The organism is Halobacteriovorax sp. RT-2-4 (assembly GCF_047085445.1).
GTDB lineage: Bacteria > Bdellovibrionota > Bacteriovoracia > Bacteriovoracales > Bacteriovoracaceae > Halobacteriovorax_A.
Genome location: NZ_JBKIXY010000002.1, coordinates 817,586 through 836,185, shown reverse-complemented (window position 1 = coordinate 836,185; position 18,600 = coordinate 817,586). Strand labels below are relative to the sequence as shown.

Sequence of the window (18,600 nt, the reverse complement as noted above, 5' to 3'; positions counted from 1 at the left end):
TAAAACCTTAATTAATATCTAAGTAGAGTTGCTCCACTAGTTAAACCTGCACCAAACGCATCTAGTAATAGTAGCTGACCACGTTTGATTCTTCCATCAACAATTGCTTCGTGCATTGCGATTGGAACAGTTGCCGCCGATGTATTTGCGTACTTATCAATATTAACAATTACTTTCTCTGGGTTGATTCCTAGAAGTTTTCCTGTTGTTTCGATGATTCTTACGTTTGCTTGGTGAGGGATTAACCAATCAACTTCTTCTAAGTCTTTACCTGCTTTTTCTAAAACTTTTTTAGCATTTTCGGCAAGAGTTCTCGTTGCTACACGGAACATTTCTTTACCTTTCATTTGCATAAAGTGAGTTCTCTCGTTTAGGTGTTGAGATGTAATTGGATCAACTGCTCCACCAACTGGTTGGTCAAAGAATTCTTTACCTGCACCATCTGCACCTAATTCAAGTGAAAGGATGTCTGAGTCATCACCATCTTCGTTTGCACCAACAATGGCAACACCACAACCATCTCCAAAAAGAATACAAGTGTTACGATCTTCCCAGTTCACTTCTCTAGATAACATTTCCGAACCAACAACAAGGGCATTCTTAATTGCACCCATGCGAATAAGTCCTGTCACCATATTTAAACCGTAAACAAATCCAGAACATGCTGCTGCAATATCAATGGCCGCACACTTATTTGTGATTCCTAGCTTTTGTTGAAGAATACAAGCTGTATTTGGAAGTTTATAATCTGGAGTAACCGATGCGAAGATAATCATATCAATATCATTTGGCTCAAGGTTTGCCGCTTTAAGTGCATCTTGAGTTGCATGGTAGGCCATATCACTTGGCCACTCGCCACCTTCTGTTGAGCAAATATGACGCTGACGGATTCCCGTTCTTTCATAAATCCATTCGTCACTTGTTTCAACCATACTTTCTAGGTCGACATTTGTTCTAACTTCTTTTGGAGCGTAGATTCCAGTTCCTTTAATCTTTACTTTAATATCCATTTAAATTCCTAATCTTGGTAATAAAAAATTGCGCCTATTTTATTGAGTATAACAATGATGGGGAAGGGCAGGGGCGTTATTATTTGACACTGTGTGTTTTTGAGTCAAATTTACAATAAAAGGCCACGTTTGTGGCCTTATGTTCATTTTAAAAGTTTTGAAGCTTCTTTAAGCCTTTGTAGACGGCGTGAAGCCAATCCTGTCTTTAAGAATTGAACAAGATCTGCTTTCTCATCCTCTGTTAATTGTAGTGGACGTCTAATATCGTCATCGCTTATTAACTGATATCGCAATTTATTGTTAACAAAATTTTCATCTTTTACGATTTTTTCTTCGTAATGACCTTGAGTTACCTCTGTGACAATATAGTTTTTAATAGCAGGACGCGTGTGATTATAGTGATCAACAACCTCTTCTAGAGTCTCATAAACACCGTTGTGCATATAGGGTGCAGATAGATGAATATTTCTTAGCGGTGGTGTTCTGAAATTATATTGGTCTGCCTTATTGCCAGTGACTTCGAAGCGACCTTTATCGTTCAAGGTAGCATCTGAACTGATTGGCCCAATTTGTGGAAGCCCAATTGATTTATAATCCCAGTCCGTTAAGTGTTGGCCACTGTGGCAGTTGATACAAGCGCCTTTATCTAAGAAAACTTTTAGACCTCTTTTTTCGGATTCATTTAGTGCTCCTTGATTTCCATTTAAGTATTCATCGTAGGGAGTATCAACAAGGTTAAAGTTTCTAGTGATAAAAGCTGCTAGTGCATTAGCAACATGTGAAATATCAATTTTATTTGCTTCAAAATCTTTTGGGTAAGCGCGTTTGAAAAGATTTTGGTACATCGCGCTTTTAGATCCATTTAGAAGGCGCTTAACTAGAGCATCCCACTTTGCTAAGTCTCCTTCTTTAGAGGCGATTTCATTATCCTTTCCTAACATCTCTTCAACAGAGAGGAGAGGGAAGATAACTTGAGCTGCTAGGGCATTGCGAATTTTCTTATTTAGTTCAGGCTTGTTATTAAGCTCCACACTTGGAGTTTTAAATTCACCCTTGTTCCAGTCAACGTGAACTCGTCCATCCCAAAACATATCTGTAATTTCGTCGTAGCCAAGATTGATTAAGGCCGGAGCATGGCGCTTAATAATATGGCCTTTGCCGTCTTGAACGCGACTTTTTCCAAGTCCGGCACCACCAGTTCCAATTGAGAATGGAATATTGTCTCCTGTACCAAGCATTGGATGATGACAGTGCATGCATGTGATGTCTTTATTTCCACTTAGGCGAACCTCTGCAAATAGGCGCGATCCTAGAATTACTTCATTCTGATTTTGTAGTTGGGATTCAGGTAGGGAAGTTAAGTTGTGTTTTTTGATGAGCTTAGAAAGTGCTTCATCTAATGGGGACAGGGCAAATGTATTAAATACGAATGCAATTGTTAAAAGTAGTCTCATGGTCTCTCTCTCAGTTTGTGTAGTTTAGTTATACTAAAAGAAAGTTTGATGGGTCAAACTGATTTTTATTAGGTTCCAGCAGACTTTGAAAACGCAAAAAGCCCACTCGTAGAGTGGGCTTTCTTATATGAGAAATAATGAATTATCTTATTCTTCTACTTCTTCTCTGTCTGCTTTTGTAGCGAATACTTTCTTACCTTTCCAGTAACCAGATGGAGAAATACATCCCTTCTTAGTTAACTCACCAGTTGTTGAATCAGCTACAACTACATTATTCGCGTAAAGCTTGTGTGTTTGACCAGCTCTTCTTAGGCCTTTTCTTGAAACACTTGTCTTCTTCTTAGGTACTGCCATTTTCTACTCCGTTATATTCAACTTCAATTTTTAAAAATCTTTACGAATGAGCTTACTTAAATACCTTACTCACTCCATTATTACAAGCCTAAAAGTTAGGCCTTATTAATTCTTATGTTCGCAACTGCCTGTATTTAGGTCGACTCCACAAGTTTGACATAGACCCTTGCAGTCTGCGTCATGAACTGGGTAGTGATTTATGGCCAAAAAGCAGTTTTCTGCTACGGCTTCTCTTAAATCTGCCTTACCTCTTTCGTGGAAAAACATATCTGCAGTTTCATCAGAGATGTAAATCTCATCAACTTCTTCATACTCAGGATCGTCTTCATATCTCTTATTAATAAAAGCACAAGTGAACTCTGTTTCAAACTCTTGAGGAGTATCAATAAGACAACGTACACAAGTTGCTGTATAGGCTCCTGAAGCTTTTCCTTTAACGATTAGGTGCTCGCCGAAAGTATAGTCGCGAGCATTTTTAAGTTGAAGTTCAACATTTAAGTGCTCGAAGCCCTCAGGCTTAACTTCAGGTTCGAAGTCCTTTGTAATACCGTCTAGGATTGATTTTACCCACGCATTATTTTTATCAGTAAGATGATAAGTTTCAAACTCGTCACCTACGCGTGAGATGAGAATCGTTGAATCTTTTAAGAATGTATTATCTTTATTTACGATTTGCATTTTTTCCTCTGTGATTTGAGTTCTCTGTTTATATTGCGAGGGGCCAAAAGGCAAGAAAATTAGGACATTATGAACTTAATCGTGTAGTTTTTTACTTATGAGAATCTTTCTAACGGGCTTTTCTGGAGCCGGCAAAACAACATTTGGTGAGAAGCTATCTAAGGATGATAAATTTCAAGTATTTGACTTAGATGAAGAAATTTTTAATCGTATGGGAACTGGCTATGACTCGCTTGCGGAGTATATTCAGGACATTGGCATTGAAGAATTTCGTAAAGACGAAATCGATATGATTAAGCTACTTCATCAAAATATGAAAGATGATTATCTTGTTTCACTTGGGGCCGGAGCATTAGATGAGCAAGTTGTGGTTGATTTCATTTCAGAAATTGGCGGAAAGCTTGTTTATATTCAAAGTACATTTGAAGAATGCTGGGAAAGGCTTAAAAAGGATAATAATCGTCCATTGGCCAAAAATGGTATCGATTTTATGAAAGATCTCTATGAAAAGCGAACTCCAAGCTATGAAAAAAGTGATCTATTTCTTACGCAGGCACAAATTCAAGAAATAAATACAGTAGAAGAGCTCTTAAAATTGCTATAACCCTTCTATTTTGATACGATTTTAGACGATGTTATGTCCTTAGAAGGAGTTTTTGCGCCATGACAATGATTAGTCCAAAAGTAGCCATTCTTTCTTCGATGATTGAAGATTGTAAGGGATTTTCTAAAATCTTTAAAAATATCAATATTCTTATTGATTCATTTGATGACGCAGATTCATTTCTAATCTCTCATATTCAAAGACAATATGACTTAGTATTAGTACGCGCTCAAGATGTGGACTATGAAGGCCAATCTCTTTTTGATCGTCCTGAGCTAAAGAAAGTTCAAAGAGCATTCATTGTTGCTTCAAACTCTGACTTGAAGTCAGTTGCTAAAATTGAAAGTCTTGGATCGATCTTCACTGAATTAGATCTTCTAGTGCAAGTGCGTGGAGTTCTTGATCAATATAATCGCAAAACATCTTTAATTAGACAGGTTAATCAGCTTGAAACTTTCCATGATAAATATCGTCACAAACAAGAAGCTTTAGTTGCAAGTCTTGAGAGTGAAAGAACGAAGACTCTTTATGGAAAAGATTTCTTTGAAGTTTGCGACATAATTAATTTCAATAAAGATGAGAGTGACTTTAAATCTCTAATTGCAAATGTATTTGAGCCACAAGAATTTGTAACAAGTGTTACAGTTTTTGATCTTAATAGTAATACGAATAAGTTATGTGCCGTTAAATATGATGGGATGAAGAATATCAATGTTCCTGATATCTGGTTAGGTCATATTAAGCTTAGAGGGGTTAATGAGAACGGAATGAATATGGTAAAGAATATAGTTTCTAGCCTTGTTCATAATCCTGTTGTAACTCTTGCAATGTCTGCAAATGGTGTGGATATTACAACTGTTGTAGCTCTTGAAGTTGATCGTGATTACTTATTTAATTTTAACTGGCAGGTTGTAGAGTCTCTACTAAGTGGAGTATATGCTCAAATAGTGAATGCAAATACTCACTCAGCTGCGGTGGCAAGTGCTCAAGGACCTTTTGAGTTACTTGGTCAAATCTCTCAAACTACTCACGGAAGAAATCTTATTGCTGTAGACACTTCTGAAATATCAGATCTACTGGAATTAAGATCGGACTTTGATTTTGATTGGGAAACTTTTTGGCGCGATATGAAGATCAATCTATCGCAGATAACTAATTTATCAAATATTTATAATATCTCTTTTGAATCAATTGTTTTAGATGTTGAAAATGATTTCTTCGAAGAAAGTTTTGCAGCGGCAAAAGATCTTTGCAAAAATATTCGCTTAGCAAAGTATTTTTCAGGGAAGGATAAGAGTTTAATTCTTTCAATGTCATTAAATGTATTTGAAGTACCATATTCTCAGTATTCAATGGTAACAACAGCAAGAAAGTTGAAAGCTAAGAGATCGTTTCAAGAAAGCACAATATGAGAATAAAAAGTTGCATGGAGATTAACGTCTCAACTCTTGCAAATAATTACCAACTACTGAAAGAAATTTGTCCAAATAATGAAGCCCTTTTTATGGTTAAGGCAAACGCCTACGGCCATGGAATGGTTCCAATTGTTAAGTTTGCGTACTTTGAACTAGGGATTAAAGAATTTGGCTGTGCCAGTATTGGTGAAGCCTTAAGACTGCGTGAAGAAATTCCTAATGGAGAGTTTGAAGTATATGTTTTCTCAGATGTGAATCTAGATCTTCAAGAAGCAGCAGATATCTATTTAAATAATCGAATCATTCCAGTTCTATCAAACGAATCAAACTTGAAGTACTTTTTAGAGCAAGAAGACTTTAGATATTTTCCTCTGTGTTTAAAATTTAATACGGGAATGAATCGACTTGGATTGAGGCTTGATCGAATTGATGAAGTCGTTAAACTAATTAAAGCTTCAGGTAGAAAGAGTATCTATCATTTGATGTCGCACTTTTCGAGCTCTAGTTTATCGATGGATAAAAATAAGAGAAATCTTGCACAAAAAGAAAATTGGCGTGAGCTAAAATCGCAATTACTTGCATCAGGGATAGAAATTGATAAGTCATCACTTGCAAATTCTGGAGCAATTGAACAGAAAGTAGGCTTGGAGGAAACACACGTAAGGCCAGGACTTATGATGTATGGACCAACTTCACTTCTTCCTCAGTATAGTCACCTGAGCTGTTGGCAAGGAAAGTTAATTTCTAGACTTGAGACAACTTTTATCAACAGTTTTAAAGTAGGTCGCGGGACTCCAATTGGTTATGGAGCAACTCCATGTCCAACAGATGGTGTTGTTGGGATATTTGCACTTGGCTATGGGGATGGCTTTTCGACTCGTTATCAAAATGTTCACTTAAGACACGGTAAAGAAATTGGCCAAATTGTCGGGCGAGTGAATATGGATATGGGACAAATTTTGTTTAATAACCAAGATCTTGAAATTAAAAATGGAGAGAGATTTGTGGTTTGGGATCAAAGTGGTGAGAACTTCTCTAACATATGCCTCGAGTCTAAGACAATTCCTTATGAAGTGTTCATTCACTTAACAGAAAGAATTCCCAAAATTTATCGACAGTAAGTAGCAGTTTCATTTTTTTTCCCGTAAAATTTCAGTAATGAATTATTTACTTAGAAGTTTTGTCATCTTTAATGAAAACTTAGGTCGCATCATTATTAAAAATGTTGCGGGCCTTGGAACGATAATGAATTTTATCGTTAACTTTTTCTATTGGGCCAGTCGAAAGCCTTATCGTTTCAAATTATTTTTTGAGCAGATGGACTTTATTGGCAATAAAAGTTTATTCATTATTTTCTTGGCCGGATCATTTACGGGAATGGTTATGGCCTACCAAACTTATTTTGGTTTCAAGTTAATTAATGTTGATTCACTAGTTGGGCCAGTTGTTGCAATTACACTAGCTAAAGAATTAGCTCCGGTATTAACTGGTTTGATTGTTGCAGGACGTGCTGGAGCAGCTATGGCAGCGCAGATTGGAACAATGAAGGTTACAGAACAAATTGATGCACTTGAAGTTATGGGTATTAGTAGTGTTCAATTTCTTGCTGTACCAAGAATTGTTGCCGGAACATTATCTCTACCATTACTTTCAATTTTCTTTCTCTTAGTAGGAAATATTGGATCTTATATTGTTGGTACTGTTGCCCTAAAAATTGATGATGCGATTTATCTCTCAAAGCTTGGACAGTTCATGTATGTCTCAGATATTTTCCAAGGAATAATCAAAGCTATCGTATTTGGATTTGTTATTTCTGTTATTGGAACATATTTTGGTTTCTCTGTTACAAAAGGTGCCCAAGGGGTAGGTAAGGGAACAAACTTAGCTGTTGTTTGGGGAATGATCTCGGTACTCGTTCTTGACTATTTCTTAACGAGCTTTTTAGTGCAGGTGATGTAGAATGTTACACTTTGAAGATTCGTCAGTAAAAATATTTAATTTAACTAAGACTTTTGGAAAACATACTGTCTTAAATGATCTTAGTTTTGATATTCAAAGAGGAAGTATTACAACAATCCTGGGGTTCTCAGGAGCGGGGAAGTCGACTCTTTTAAAACATATTCTAGGGCTTCATCATCCAACTTCTGGAAAAATTGAAGTGTTAGGCAAAGATCTTTCTCTTTTAGAAGAAGATGAACTTAGAAAGTTTCGTCAAAACTACGGAATGCTTTTTCAATATGCTGCCTTATTTGACTCTAAAACAACTTTTGAAAACGTTTCTTTTCCATTAGAAGAGTTCACTAAAATGACTCCAAAAGAAATAGAAGAGAAGGTGTTTGGTCTACTAAAGTCAGTAGGTCTCCAAGAAATTTCATTTGATAAATTACCAAGTGAACTTTCTGGGGGGATGAGAAAGAGGGTTGGTCTTGCAAGAGCGCTGGCCTTAAGTCCACAGGTTATGCTCTATGATGAGCCAACTACTGGTCTTGATCCAATTACGACTAAAATGGTCAACGACTTAATTGTCGATACGAGCCATAAACATAAAGATATAGGATTAACGTCAATTATTATTTCTCACGATGTTAAAGCGACGCTGGAAATTTCCGACTACGTTGCCTTCCTTAATCGTGGTAATATTGTTGAGTACTTACCAGCGAAAGAGTTTAGAAATTCAAAGCACCCTTTGGTGCAAGAGTTTATAAATCTGTAAGTACTAAGCCTAGGGAAGAGGGTTAAAATGAATGAATTTAAAGTTGGGCTAATGGCCCTAACTGCCATGATAGCAGTTGTTGTTATGTCACTTATTGTGACTTCAAACCAATCTGGTTTTGGAGCATATAATGAGTACTATACAACAGTAAGTGATGCGTCTGGTATTTTTCCAAAAACACCAATTAAGGTTGCAGGTATCAATGCCGGCCGAATTAAAGAAATTCGTCTAATTGGAAATAAAGCAGAAATTACTTTCGAAGTTCTAGCAAGAGTAGGAATCACAAAAGGATCAAAACTGAAGATTCGCTCTGTTGGTTTCCTTGGCGATAAGTATCTTGAAATTTATATCGGAAACTCTGAGGTTATTCTTCCTGATGGTTCAGAAATTATTGCAGAAGAGAAAGCGGGGATAGAGACGCTTTTAAAAGATGCAACAGATGTTATGCAAGATGTGAAAACACTTGTCGGAAGTATCAAAGAATCATTTGTTCCAGAAGGTGGCGAGCCTGCAATGAAAAAGATCATTCGCGACGTTCAGCTTACTCTAGAAAATACTCGTGAAATGACTGCAAAATTGAATGATATTGTTGGTCGCAATAACGAGAAGATTCAAAATATTGTGAATAATCTTGAAGCATTTTCTGATCAAATTGCCTTTCAAACAGATGCAAATGAGCCTGAGAGTACAGTTGCTGATGTAAAAGAAATTTTAAAGAAAACAGATCGTATGATGGCCGACCTACAAGGCCTTGTAAGAGATATTAAAGATGGTAAGGGGACAGTTGGTAAGCTACTTGTAGAAGAAGAGATTGCTGATGAGGTTAAAACGACTTTAGCTAGTGTTCAAAAAGTTATTGGGCGTGTTGATAGTATTCGTACTCAATTTTCTGTTTATACAGGGGCCAATACGGGAACAGGACAAACTGATACGACAGCTGAACTTAGAATCTTTCCTTCTCCTGGACGTTTCTACTTACTTGGTGTGACAACAACTGAGTTTGGACCAGAAAGAAGAAAGATTACAGAGACGACTGTTGGTGGAACCACAACTGTTGTTGATGAGAAGAAAAGAAAATATAACGATATTCTTCTTAACCTACAGCTTGGCCGTCGCATTGATAACTGGACATTTCGTGGTGGTCTAATTGAATCATATGGTGGATTCGCTGTGGATTATAATTTTGACGATATTGGTCTGGTATCTTCATTAGAAGTTTTTGATTATAGAGAAGATGTAGGGCCAAATATTCGCGTTGGGCTAGATTTACAACTTTGGAACGTACTTTATGGTAAAATCGAAGGTGAAGATTTAATTAATGACCCACATGCAGTTTATAGTCTTGGTCTAAAATTTAATGATGAAGACTTAAAAGGATTCATAGGAATTTTTCTATAGGATGTAGTAAATAGATGATGATGGACAATAGAAATTGGCTAATTCGCACAAAATCAAATAAGATTCTTGGCCCACTTTCGAAACAAAAAGTTATCGAATTTGTTCAAGATGGAACACTTACAGAGGAAGATGAAATCTGTAGTGGTAATGGATATTGGTTTTGGATTAAAGAAGACGATTTATTAAATCGTTATTTATTTGGCGAAGAAGAGCAAAGTTTCAATCCTGTATCAGAGGCAAAAACAAAGGTTGCCTCTAGCGTATCTAAGCTTGTAAAGACTACTGGTATAGTCGAAAAAATTAAAGACTCTGAAGAACTTCCTGCTACACCAAGTTCTACTGAAGCTGAAACGACGGCTTCTGGATCAATCTCAATAAATACAACAGAAGATGGTGAAGAAATCGTTTTACCAGAAGATGGTGATCTCGATTTTCCTGAACCAATTGATTATAGCAATAATACTCTTCCACAACATGATGCTCCAGTTGTTACAAACGCAAGTCCGCTAAAGGATATGGATGCTGGTGTTAGTATGGCCGAAGTTGCTGAGGCCATGAATGTAGAAGAGGAAGAAATTGTATTACCAAGTGATGATGACCTAGACTTTCCAGATCTGGGAAGTACACAGTCAACGCTTTCTCTCGTCTCTGAAGAGCAAACGGACACATCAAGCAGTGAGAGCCAAATTGATCTTCTTGTTGCTGAAGCAGAAGCTGAGAAAGAGAAAATTGTCGCTGAAGCAGATTCTAATTTAGACGAGATTGCTGAAGATGCGAGACTTGCTCTTGAGGAAGAAAAGCTAGCAGGGCTTCCAGCATCGGCGCCAAATTTAGATGAGGAAGAAGAAATAAAGCCTATGAAGGCCGTTGAAATGCCTCGTCCAAAAAGAAAGAAGACGAAGAAAAAATCGACGAAATCAAAAAAGAAAAAGAGAAAGAGTGACTATAGCTTTGTCTATGTGGCCATTGGAGTTCTCATAATTCTTTTATTTTTTATTTCTAAGTTTTATTCAAAGTTAGTGGGAAAGGATCTCTTTTCTGAGCTTCATTTTAAAATGCCTACTACAACAGTATTAGCGCAAGAGTTTCAAGCAGATAAAAAAAAAAGATATTTTTAAACTTTGTTAATATTTCTTATAATTTATCGTTAAGTGGAGTTGAGTACAAGCCTGAGTTTGTAAAATCAGCACCTCCAAATTGTTCAAATATTTCACAATTTGAATTTAATTTAATCTATGCATTTACAACTTCTGGCCAGTCCTCAAACCAGTGGATTGAGTTTCAGGCAAAATGTCAGGAGCTATTTTATTCAGATCTTATTGTTCAAAATAAAAAAGAGAGTCGTTCATTAAAAGCACTCGAGGAAATCGAAGAAGCTTTAAAGATGAAGTTTGATAGCAAAAATATTGGACATCAGAAGTTTTTGAAAAAGTTAGAAAGAGAAAACTTTCATCAATTGATGTTAGAAATTGTCATCGCTTCTTCTTTAAATAAAGCAGAATGGTTAACTGGTGTAATCATTGACCTTTTAAAAAGAAATATCGAATTATATCCAGTTTGGATTAATGAAAATATTCCGCGTGAAGCAAGAGCAAGGTATGAGGGAGCACTCATACGTATTTTTGATATTATTAATAACTCAAGTATTGATGAAGTTTATAAACTAATGCTTTTTAAAAAATTCACTCATATCTCTTCTGGAGATAGTCGATTAAAACTATCACAGCTTCTAAACCAAACATTTGGCTCGACTCTTGAGTTTGATCTCTCTAGTTATAAATTTGGAATCAAGCTCGCTCCATTTTGGGTTCAGGAATTAGAAGACTTTAAGTTGAAGCAAAGACTTGTCGAGCGCTATTTTAATACTCCTGCGATTCAAGGTTTTGATGACTATGGAAATATTTTGTTTGAATATAATATTCCAAATATAGGAAAAAAGAGGGATGAGTTAATTGAGAAGGTAGCTTCATCTTATCAGTCATATAATTTTGAAAAAATGATGTCATTGATTGTTGGACTTAGAAATCCTGTCTTTAAGCGAGAATTAGTTAAGAAAGATAAGTTTTTTGAAAGACCTATTTTTAGTATTGAAAGAACTTATCTGTCAGAGAAGTTAAATGAAAAAAATAGTAGCTGGATTGCATTTCATTTACTATATCTAGGGCAAAGAGACGAAAATATTATTAAGAACATAATGGTCGACCTATGAAGAATATATTTATTTATCCAACTGATACAGTTTGGGGTATTGGTGGAAATCCATTTGAAATAGAAACATATGAACTGATCGCAAAGATTAAGGGGACTTCTGTAAACAAACCTCTGAGTATCTTAACAAATGATGTCCAACAGCTTATTTCAATCTCTAGAGGCTCGGAGAGTTTGGATGAGTTATTTGATGACCTCTTTAAGTTTCAGATAACAGTAGGGTTACCAAAAGCTAGCTTGTCACTTAATTTCCCTACAGGTCCATTTGATGAAACAAGCTTTATCTGTTTTCGCGTAATTCAAAATGAGATTATTGATGAATGTATTAGGGACTTCCCAGGTTTCATTACTTCTACAAGTCTAAACTTAACAGGTGAAGATCCTATTAGTGATACTGAAGAAGCTAACTTATTTTGGCAAAAGCATTGCCCTGAAACGAACTTTATCAGTTCCGAGTTTTTAACTCCAAGTGGGAAGTCTTCAACAATTGTCTTTATATCTGGCTTGAGTGCAAAAATAATACGAGAAGGTGAGGATATTAAAAATATTCTCGAAACATTAGATAAGCATGGAATTAATTACTGATTATTCTCAACCTGAATTTTATCGTTTTTCTCGTGATTCAATTGAGCTTGCTGACTCGGTTGTAAATTACCTTTTGGCAAAAACGATTAATCCAGAAACAATTGCTGACTTATGTTGTGGTTGTGGAGTTATATCCCTTGAAATAATTCAAAAGCTATCAAATAAAGTATCATTAAACACGACTTCTCTTGATCTCTATGAGCTTCAAGAAGAATACCTCGAACATATTGAAAATAATATTGATCAACTTCGTAAGTACTTACCAAGTATTAAATTTAAAACTCAAATTTGTAATATACTAGATGACTCGAACTTAGCTACTAATTCTTACGATCTCATTGTTATGAATCCTCCTTACTTTAATCAGGCCAGCGGACGATCTGCTTTGGATGAAAGAACTAGGAAATGTCGCGAATATAAAGATGGCCAATTTGAAGCATTATTAAAAAAAGGCGCAGAGTTATTAGCGCCAAAAGGATATTTCTTCTTTGTTTGCCGTGAAGATAAAGATACAAAAAATGTCATCAGTAATATTTCAAAAAATTATTCAATTGAAAGGTTAGATCAGACAAATGCCTTTTCAATATTTTTACTTTTTCGTTCTTAATTGAAAGAATAAGGACTTTAGAGATTCTTTCAAGTCATTATCACTAATATCTCTAAATTCATTTTCTGCTGCTTGCATAATTGCTTTGTATTCAGGAGACTGAGGGTGAAGTCTATTTTCAACTTCTTGTTTTACCTTCTCTTTTTGAACAACAGAAGATTTCTTTTTTGTGAAGTATTGATTATCTACTTGGAAAAAGACCTTTGAAATATGACCTTTTGTTTGTGGCAGTACATTACCAATAGACTTGATAATTTCTGTTTCCATATACTTAAGCTGTTGAGCATAAACTGGGTGAGACGTTAAAATAGTCAGTGACTTATGCTTAAGTTTCAATGGAATTGTAAATTGTGAAAGTCTTGGCCCAACAATTCTATCCCATGAATTTGAAAGATCGAGGAAGTCAAAAAGGTCGACACTTCCAAGGCCTTTTTGCTTGGGAGCATAGTTCTTATAGCGCGCCAGCTGGCCGTCAGTATCAATATCTTTAAGAATATCTTTCAGGTTTTTCACAGCATGCATCATATATTAAATAGGCTCTCACAGTCAAAGTAATAGACGATTCCATTAATCCTAGGCATATTAGTAATATGAAGTTTCTTATACTTATAAGCATCGTTTTATTAAGTTCTTGTGCGGGGTATCGTTTTAGTGATTCAAGTAATCCTTTTGAGGCCCAGGGCGTGCACAGTGTAACAGTTTTTGTTGTTAAGAATCACACCGGGATTACTGGCCTATCTCAAATTTATACAGATCAAATAGTTGAGACATTATCTTCATTTAGTAACTTAAGAGTTCGTTCTGGAAAGAATTATCGAAGTGATGCAATACTATTGGCTGAAATTACAAGTAAGAAAATTGCTGGTAAGGAAGTTAGGGAACAAGGTGATACTCTGATGAGTGATGATCAGAAAAATCAACTTGGTGGAAATAGAAATGCATTCTATCTTTCGACTGAAGGTGCATATGATTTTGATATTGAAGTAAGTGTTTTTAAAAAACCAAACTTTGAAGAAATTAAATTCTACGAATCATTTTACAAGTTAGATCATTCTCAATTTCCTCGTAGTATTTTCTCTAAGAAATTTACGATTAACAGTTCTTTTATTATTGAAAATACTGTTGGTGGCATTGATACATCTGCACCTCTAAGAAGTGTAAAGAATAGAGGTACATTCAAGAAGTCTCTAGTAGATGATGCAAAAGAGTTCGGAGAAGACTTTAGAGAGGTACTTCTATATGCCTTCTAAAAAGCAAAGCTTCGAACTAAATGGTATTGATAAGATCGTTTCAGTTCTAGAAGCATTTGATGGTGTTTATCATCTGAGTGTTCCAGATGAGTTTACTTCAAAAATTATTTGCGATAGCTTGGCCAAGAAAGCTAAGAAGCTTTGGCCTCATGAATTTAGTCTCGACTTTATTGAACAAGAACTTCTTGCTGGTGGTGGTTTGTTTGGTCCATCAGGGCCATTCATTGTAATTGATGCTCAAGATATTAAATCAAATGCATTTGATACATTTAATAATAATCGTCATTTAATTAATGAATCAATTATCTTTATAACGAAGGGAAGGCTACCTAAGGGATTTCCTAAAGATGACTTAACGGCACTTTCTTTAAGTGCTCCTAAGCCATGGCATTTTGGCCAATACCTTGATGTTTTTGCAAAATATTTTGGTTTTCAGATCTCTGCTCAGATTAAAAACTTTATTGAAAAGTCTGTGCCTGAAAATGCTAGTGATTATTTCAACTGCTGCCATATTCTTTCTCACCATGTTGACGAGAGTGGGATGATATCTCTCGATAAGGCCAAGACTCTTATTAAGATTAAGAAATTGGATTTTTTTGATCAGGCAGATTTATTCAATCAATCAAATCTTAAAAGGTTTTATTTGAACCTTCTTCTTATTGAAGACGATTTTGGAATATATCTCGATTTTTTCCGCTCATTCCAGGGGCATGTAAATAAGGTTATTGATCCTTCATATTTGGCTGCGAAAAAAACACCTAGTAAATACGATAGGGGAATTCAGCTTGCTTCTCGTAAATGGGATTTCCAAGAATTAGTTAAATTTCAACAGAAAATGATTGATTTTGAAATCATGGCAAAGTCAAAGGACTTTTGGTTGAGAGACAGTCTACGAAGAGAATACTTAAGTCTATAGGATTAACTTCAAATAAGTACAAACACAAAAAGCGGAGAAATATCTCCGCTTCTTATATATTCAAACTTTCGAAAAAGATTAAAGTTTGTTGATTTGACCAGCAAGTCTAGATGTTTTTCTACCAGCAGCGTTACCTTTGATAACTCCGTGCTTAGAAAGACGTGAAAGAAGCTTTTGCGCTTTAACTAGTAGAGATGATGCCTCTTCTTTGTTACCTGCTTCAATAGCATTTCTTACGTTCTTTACAGCTGACTTAACAGCAGTTTTTCTTGCAGTATTTCTTTCGTTTCTAACAATTGATTGTCTAGATCTTTTCTTTGCAGATTTGTGGTTTGCCACAATCGACTCCTACGTTTAACTTGTTCAACATCTAATTAATAAGCCCCTTTTTATAATCTGCCAAGGGCCTTTTTGCAAGTGAAAAGTTAAAATTACACGATAAGTCACTATATTTTGTTGTTTTTGTTGGTTGGGCCATAGGACCAAATAAGGCCCTATTAACCAGTAATTTAATGGACGATCCCTTTTAAATTAGGTACTTTCAATGCCAATACAAAGGAGACACAATGATTAAACAAATTGCCGTTATTGGAGCAGGGCAAATGGGGCGTGGAATTGCTCAAGTTGCTGCTATGAATGACTATAAAGTTTTTATGTACGATATCAGTGCCGAGGGTCTTGAGTTCGGTCACAACTTTATCAAAAAGCAATTAGACAAAGGTGTTTCAAAGGGGAAGTGGGAGCAGTCTTACGTTGAGGCGACTCTTGCAAATCTTACGACAACTTCTGATATGGCCGACCTTAAGGATTGTGATCTATTCATTGAAGCTGCAACTGAAAACAAAGAAATCAAATTTAAAATCTTTAAACAATTAGATGAAATTGCAAAACCTGAAGCGATTCTTGCTTCGAATACTTCTTCAATTTCAATTACTGAAATTGCTGCTGCAACTTCTCGCCCAGCGAAAGTAGCAGGAATGCACTTTATGAATCCAGTTCCTGTAATGAAGCTTGTTGAAACAATCACAGGGCTTGAAACAAGTTCTGAAACAATCAACGCTGTGGAAGAAGCTGCTCAGAAAATGGGGAAGACTGTTGTACGCGCAGACGATGTAGCAGGCTTTGCTGTAAATAGAATTCTTATGCCAATGATTAACGAAGCTTTCTATACACTTTATGAAGGTGTTGCTGAAGCTAAAGGTATTGACGATGCAATGAAGCTTGGATGTAACCAGCCAATGGGTCCATTAGAACTTGCTGACTTCATCGGTCTTGATACTTGTCTTGCAATCATGGAAGTTCTTCACGATGGTCTAGGTGATACAAAGTATCGTCCATGTCCACTTCTGAAAAAATATGTAACTGCTGGGCGCTTCGGACGTAAAGTAGGAAAGGGTGTTTATGAGTACTAATTTTGAAACAATCTCATTTGAAAAAATGGGTGATATCGGAGTTTTAAAAGTAAACCGTGAGAAGAAGTACAATGCTCTTAACTCACAAGTTCTTCATGAACTAAAAGATTTCCTATCTTCACTAAGCGAAAATCATGACCTTAAAGGGATGATTTTTACAGGTGCTGGAGAGAAAGCATTTATTGCTGGTGCCGATATCGCAGAGATGAGTGATATGAGTGTTGATGAAGGACATGACTTCTCAACTCTTGGACAAGATGTAACGCTACTTTTTGAAAGTCTAAATATTCCAGTTATCGCATGTGTAAATGGTTTTGCACTTGGTGGTGGTTGCGAAATGGCAATGGCATGTGACTTTATCTATGCAACAAATACTGCAGTATTTGGTCAGCCAGAAGTTAAGCTAGGTCTAGTTCCAGGCTTTGGTGGAACACAAAGATTGTCTAAGCTTATTGGTCGCAATCGCGCCAAAGAAATCATCTATACTGGACGCAATGTAGATATTAATGAAGCAAAAGAAATTGGCCTTGTTGTTCGTTCATTTGAAACTCAACAAGAAATGCTTGATGAAGCAATGAAGACACTTGAGTCTATTGCAAAGAACTCACCAAATGCTGTAGCTATTTCAAAAATGCTTATGAATGAAGGAAACGACCTTACTGTTGAAGAAGGTCTAGATATTGAAGCTCGCCACTTTGGTGATATCTTCTCTTCTTACGATATGAAAGAAGGGACAGCTGCTTTTGTTGAAAAAAGAAAACCTGTATTTAAAGGGGAATAATAAATGATGTTAAGTGACTACCAAGAACTTAGAGACCTAGTTTCTAAATTTGCAGACAGTGAAGTTGCGCCACTTGCGGCTTCTATTGATAAGAATGAAAAAATTCCAACTGAGCTTGTTGCTAAGCTTGGTGAAAACGGATTCCTAGGTTCATATGTTCCAGAAGAGTACGGTGGAGCAGGTATGGATTACGTTTCATACTCGATTATCGTGGAAGAGATTTCACGTGCTTGTGCTTCAACAGGGGTACTAATCTCAGCTCACACATCTTTATGTGTTTATCCAATCTTAAACTTTGGTAATGAAGAACAAAAGAAAAAGTATCTTCCAAAGCTTGCTACAGGTGAGCATATTGGTTGTTTCTGTCTATCTGAACCAAATGCAGGAACTGATGCTGGTTCATTAACAACTTATGCAGAAGATAAAGGTGACTACTACGAGATTAGTGGAACTAAGAACTTCATTACAAATGGTAAAGAAGCGAATATCGCTGTTGTTTTTGCAAAAACTTCTAAGACTGATAACTATAAAGGAATCTCTGCATTCATCGTTGAATGTGACTCAGAAGGTTTCGAAGTTATGAAATGTGAAGATAAGCTTGGGATCAAAGGATCTTCAACAGCTCAAATCGCATTTGATAAAGTTAGAGTTCCAAAAGAAAATTTACTAGGCGAGTATGAAAAAGGTTTCAAAATTGCGATGAATACACTTGATGGTGGACGTATCGGTATTGCTGCTCAGGCCCTTGGGATTGGTGAAGCTGCATTCCGTTATGCTAAGCACTACTCAAATGAAAGAGTTCAGTTTGGTAAGCCACTTCACGCTCTTCAAGCGATTCAATTTAAACTTGCTGATATGAGTACAAAACTTGCTGCGTCTCGTCTTCTAATTTGGGAGGCTTCTCGTAGAAAGGATAATGGTGAAGAGTATTCACTACAATCTGCTCAGGCAAAGCTATTTGCAGCTGAATCGGCAATGTGGATTACAACTCAAGCGATTCAAGTTTGTGGTGGTAATGGTTATACAAAAGAGTATCCGGTTGAGAGATTCTTCCGTGACGCTAAAATTACAGAAATTTATGAAGGGACTTCAGAGATTCAAAGAGTGGTTATCGCTGCTAATGAGCTTAAGAGCTTAAAGTAGATAGTTGTTCAATTGAAAGAGAAGTGATACGGTTTTAACTTGTTATGTTAAAGAAAATCTTGGAGAAAGTAG

Annotated in this window: 21 protein-coding genes; 15 read left to right on the top strand and 6 right to left on the bottom strand. The window is 36.1% G+C overall.

Annotated features, from left to right (window positions below; translation table 11 throughout):
• Positions 1–11: 11 nt before the first annotated feature.
• The 4 genes from ACMAYL_RS14485 to ACMAYL_RS14470 all read right to left on the bottom strand — a co-directional run bounded on the left by ACMAYL_RS14485 (position 12) and on the right by ACMAYL_RS14470 (position 3,496).
• Entirely contained in the window at positions 12–1,010 is a 999-nt protein-coding gene (locus tag ACMAYL_RS14485) for a beta-ketoacyl-ACP synthase III (RefSeq protein WP_103217829.1), read from the bottom strand.
• 143 nt (positions 1,011–1,153) lie between these two features.
• A complete protein-coding gene (locus ACMAYL_RS14480) occupies positions 1,154–2,464 on the bottom strand; it encodes a cytochrome-c peroxidase (protein WP_392993364.1) in 1,311 nt (436 codons plus the stop codon).
• Between the two features lie 147 nt (positions 2,465–2,611).
• Complete coding sequence (rpmF, locus tag ACMAYL_RS14475) at positions 2,612–2,818, bottom strand: 50S ribosomal protein L32 (RefSeq protein WP_103217831.1); 207 nt, start codon at positions 2,816–2,818, stop codon at positions 2,612–2,614.
• A 105-nt stretch (positions 2,819–2,923) separates the two neighbouring features.
• Positions 2,924–3,496: a YceD family protein gene (locus ACMAYL_RS14470; protein ID WP_392993361.1), complete on the bottom strand. Its 573-nt coding sequence runs from the start codon at positions 3,494–3,496 to the stop codon at positions 2,924–2,926.
• A 97-nt stretch (positions 3,497–3,593) separates the two neighbouring features.
• On the opposite strand from ACMAYL_RS14470, the gene ACMAYL_RS14465 reads away from it, so the two are divergent.
• The 10 genes from ACMAYL_RS14465 (at position 3,594) to ACMAYL_RS14420 (ending at position 13,026) form a co-directional block, all read left to right on the top strand.
• Positions 3,594–4,100 carry a shikimate kinase gene (locus ACMAYL_RS14465; protein WP_103217833.1) on the top strand — a complete coding sequence of 169 codons (507 nt, stop codon included), beginning with the start codon at positions 3,594–3,596 and terminating at the stop codon, positions 4,098–4,100.
• Positions 4,101–4,159: 59 nt separating this feature from the next.
• Positions 4,160–5,512: a hypothetical protein gene (locus ACMAYL_RS14460; RefSeq protein ID WP_103217834.1), complete on the top strand. Its 1,353-nt coding sequence runs from the start codon at positions 4,160–4,162 to the stop codon at positions 5,510–5,512.
• On the top strand, positions 5,509–6,636 hold the full coding sequence (alr, locus tag ACMAYL_RS14455; protein ID WP_412471281.1) for an alanine racemase: 1,128 nt from the start codon (positions 5,509–5,511) through the stop codon (positions 6,634–6,636). The genes ACMAYL_RS14460 and alr overlap by 4 nt, the downstream gene beginning before the upstream one ends.
• Before the next feature lie 37 nt (positions 6,637–6,673).
• Positions 6,674–7,474, top strand: coding sequence for an MlaE family ABC transporter permease (locus tag ACMAYL_RS14450; protein WP_103217836.1), 801 nt, complete (start codon positions 6,674–6,676; stop codon positions 7,472–7,474).
• A gap of 1 nt (position 7,475) precedes the next feature.
• Complete coding sequence (locus tag ACMAYL_RS14445) at positions 7,476–8,228, top strand: ABC transporter ATP-binding protein (protein WP_103217837.1); 753 nt, start codon at positions 7,476–7,478, stop codon at positions 8,226–8,228.
• 27 nt (positions 8,229–8,255) lie between these two features.
• Entirely contained in the window at positions 8,256–9,626 is a 1,371-nt protein-coding gene (locus tag ACMAYL_RS14440) for an MlaD family protein (protein WP_103217838.1), read from the top strand.
• 14 nt (positions 9,627–9,640) lie between these two features.
• A complete protein-coding gene (locus tag ACMAYL_RS14435) occupies positions 9,641–10,744 on the top strand; it encodes a hypothetical protein (protein WP_103217839.1) in 1,104 nt (367 codons plus the stop codon).
• A 266-nt stretch (positions 10,745–11,010) separates the two neighbouring features.
• The gene (locus ACMAYL_RS14430; protein ID WP_412471280.1) at positions 11,011–11,835 is read left to right on the top strand and encodes a hypothetical protein; all 825 of its coding nucleotides are present in this window, start codon (positions 11,011–11,013) and stop codon (positions 11,833–11,835) included.
• Positions 11,832–12,419: an L-threonylcarbamoyladenylate synthase gene (locus tag ACMAYL_RS14425; protein ID WP_103217841.1), complete on the top strand. Its 588-nt coding sequence runs from the start codon at positions 11,832–11,834 to the stop codon at positions 12,417–12,419. The genes ACMAYL_RS14430 and ACMAYL_RS14425 overlap by 4 nt, the downstream gene beginning before the upstream one ends.
• Positions 12,403–13,026, top strand: coding sequence for a methyltransferase (locus ACMAYL_RS14420; RefSeq protein ID WP_412471279.1), 624 nt, complete (start codon positions 12,403–12,405; stop codon positions 13,024–13,026). Before ACMAYL_RS14425 ends, ACMAYL_RS14420 begins: the two co-directional genes overlap by 17 nt.
• Here ACMAYL_RS14420 and ACMAYL_RS14415 read toward each other — a convergent pair.
• Complete coding sequence (locus ACMAYL_RS14415; RefSeq protein WP_158246857.1) at positions 13,009–13,539, bottom strand: DUF721 domain-containing protein; 531 nt, start codon at positions 13,537–13,539, stop codon at positions 13,009–13,011. The two genes, ACMAYL_RS14420 and ACMAYL_RS14415, sit on opposite strands and share 18 nt — an antisense overlap.
• A 77-nt stretch (positions 13,540–13,616) precedes the next feature.
• Between ACMAYL_RS14415 and ACMAYL_RS14410 the strand changes: the two genes are divergently transcribed.
• The gene (locus tag ACMAYL_RS14410; protein WP_103217844.1) at positions 13,617–14,276 is read left to right on the top strand and encodes a hypothetical protein; all 660 of its coding nucleotides are present in this window, start codon (positions 13,617–13,619) and stop codon (positions 14,274–14,276) included.
• On the top strand, positions 14,224–15,192 hold the full coding sequence (locus ACMAYL_RS14405) for a hypothetical protein (protein WP_146037839.1): 969 nt from the start codon (positions 14,224–14,226) through the stop codon (positions 15,190–15,192). The genes ACMAYL_RS14410 and ACMAYL_RS14405 overlap by 53 nt, the downstream gene beginning before the upstream one ends.
• Positions 15,193–15,270: 78 nt before the next feature.
• On the opposite strand, the gene rpsT is transcribed toward ACMAYL_RS14405, so the two are convergent.
• The gene (rpsT, locus tag ACMAYL_RS14400) at positions 15,271–15,531 is read right to left on the bottom strand and encodes a 30S ribosomal protein S20 (protein ID WP_103217846.1); all 261 of its coding nucleotides are present in this window, start codon (positions 15,529–15,531) and stop codon (positions 15,271–15,273) included.
• Between the two features lie 227 nt (positions 15,532–15,758).
• Between rpsT and ACMAYL_RS14395 the strand changes: the two genes are divergently transcribed.
• Genes ACMAYL_RS14395 through ACMAYL_RS14385 form a run of 3 tightly spaced genes read left to right on the top strand, consistent with a single transcriptional unit; the run spans position 15,759 to position 18,528 of the window.
• Complete coding sequence (locus ACMAYL_RS14395; RefSeq protein ID WP_103217847.1) at positions 15,759–16,604, top strand: 3-hydroxybutyryl-CoA dehydrogenase; 846 nt, start codon at positions 15,759–15,761, stop codon at positions 16,602–16,604.
• Entirely contained in the window at positions 16,594–17,385 is a 792-nt protein-coding gene (locus tag ACMAYL_RS14390) for an enoyl-CoA hydratase/isomerase family protein (protein ID WP_233189710.1), read from the top strand. Before ACMAYL_RS14395 ends, ACMAYL_RS14390 begins: the two co-directional genes overlap by 11 nt.
• A 3-nt stretch (positions 17,386–17,388) precedes the next feature.
• Complete coding sequence (locus tag ACMAYL_RS14385) at positions 17,389–18,528, top strand: acyl-CoA dehydrogenase (RefSeq protein ID WP_103217849.1); 1,140 nt, start codon at positions 17,389–17,391, stop codon at positions 18,526–18,528.
• The last annotated feature ends 72 nt before the right edge of the window (positions 18,529–18,600 follow it).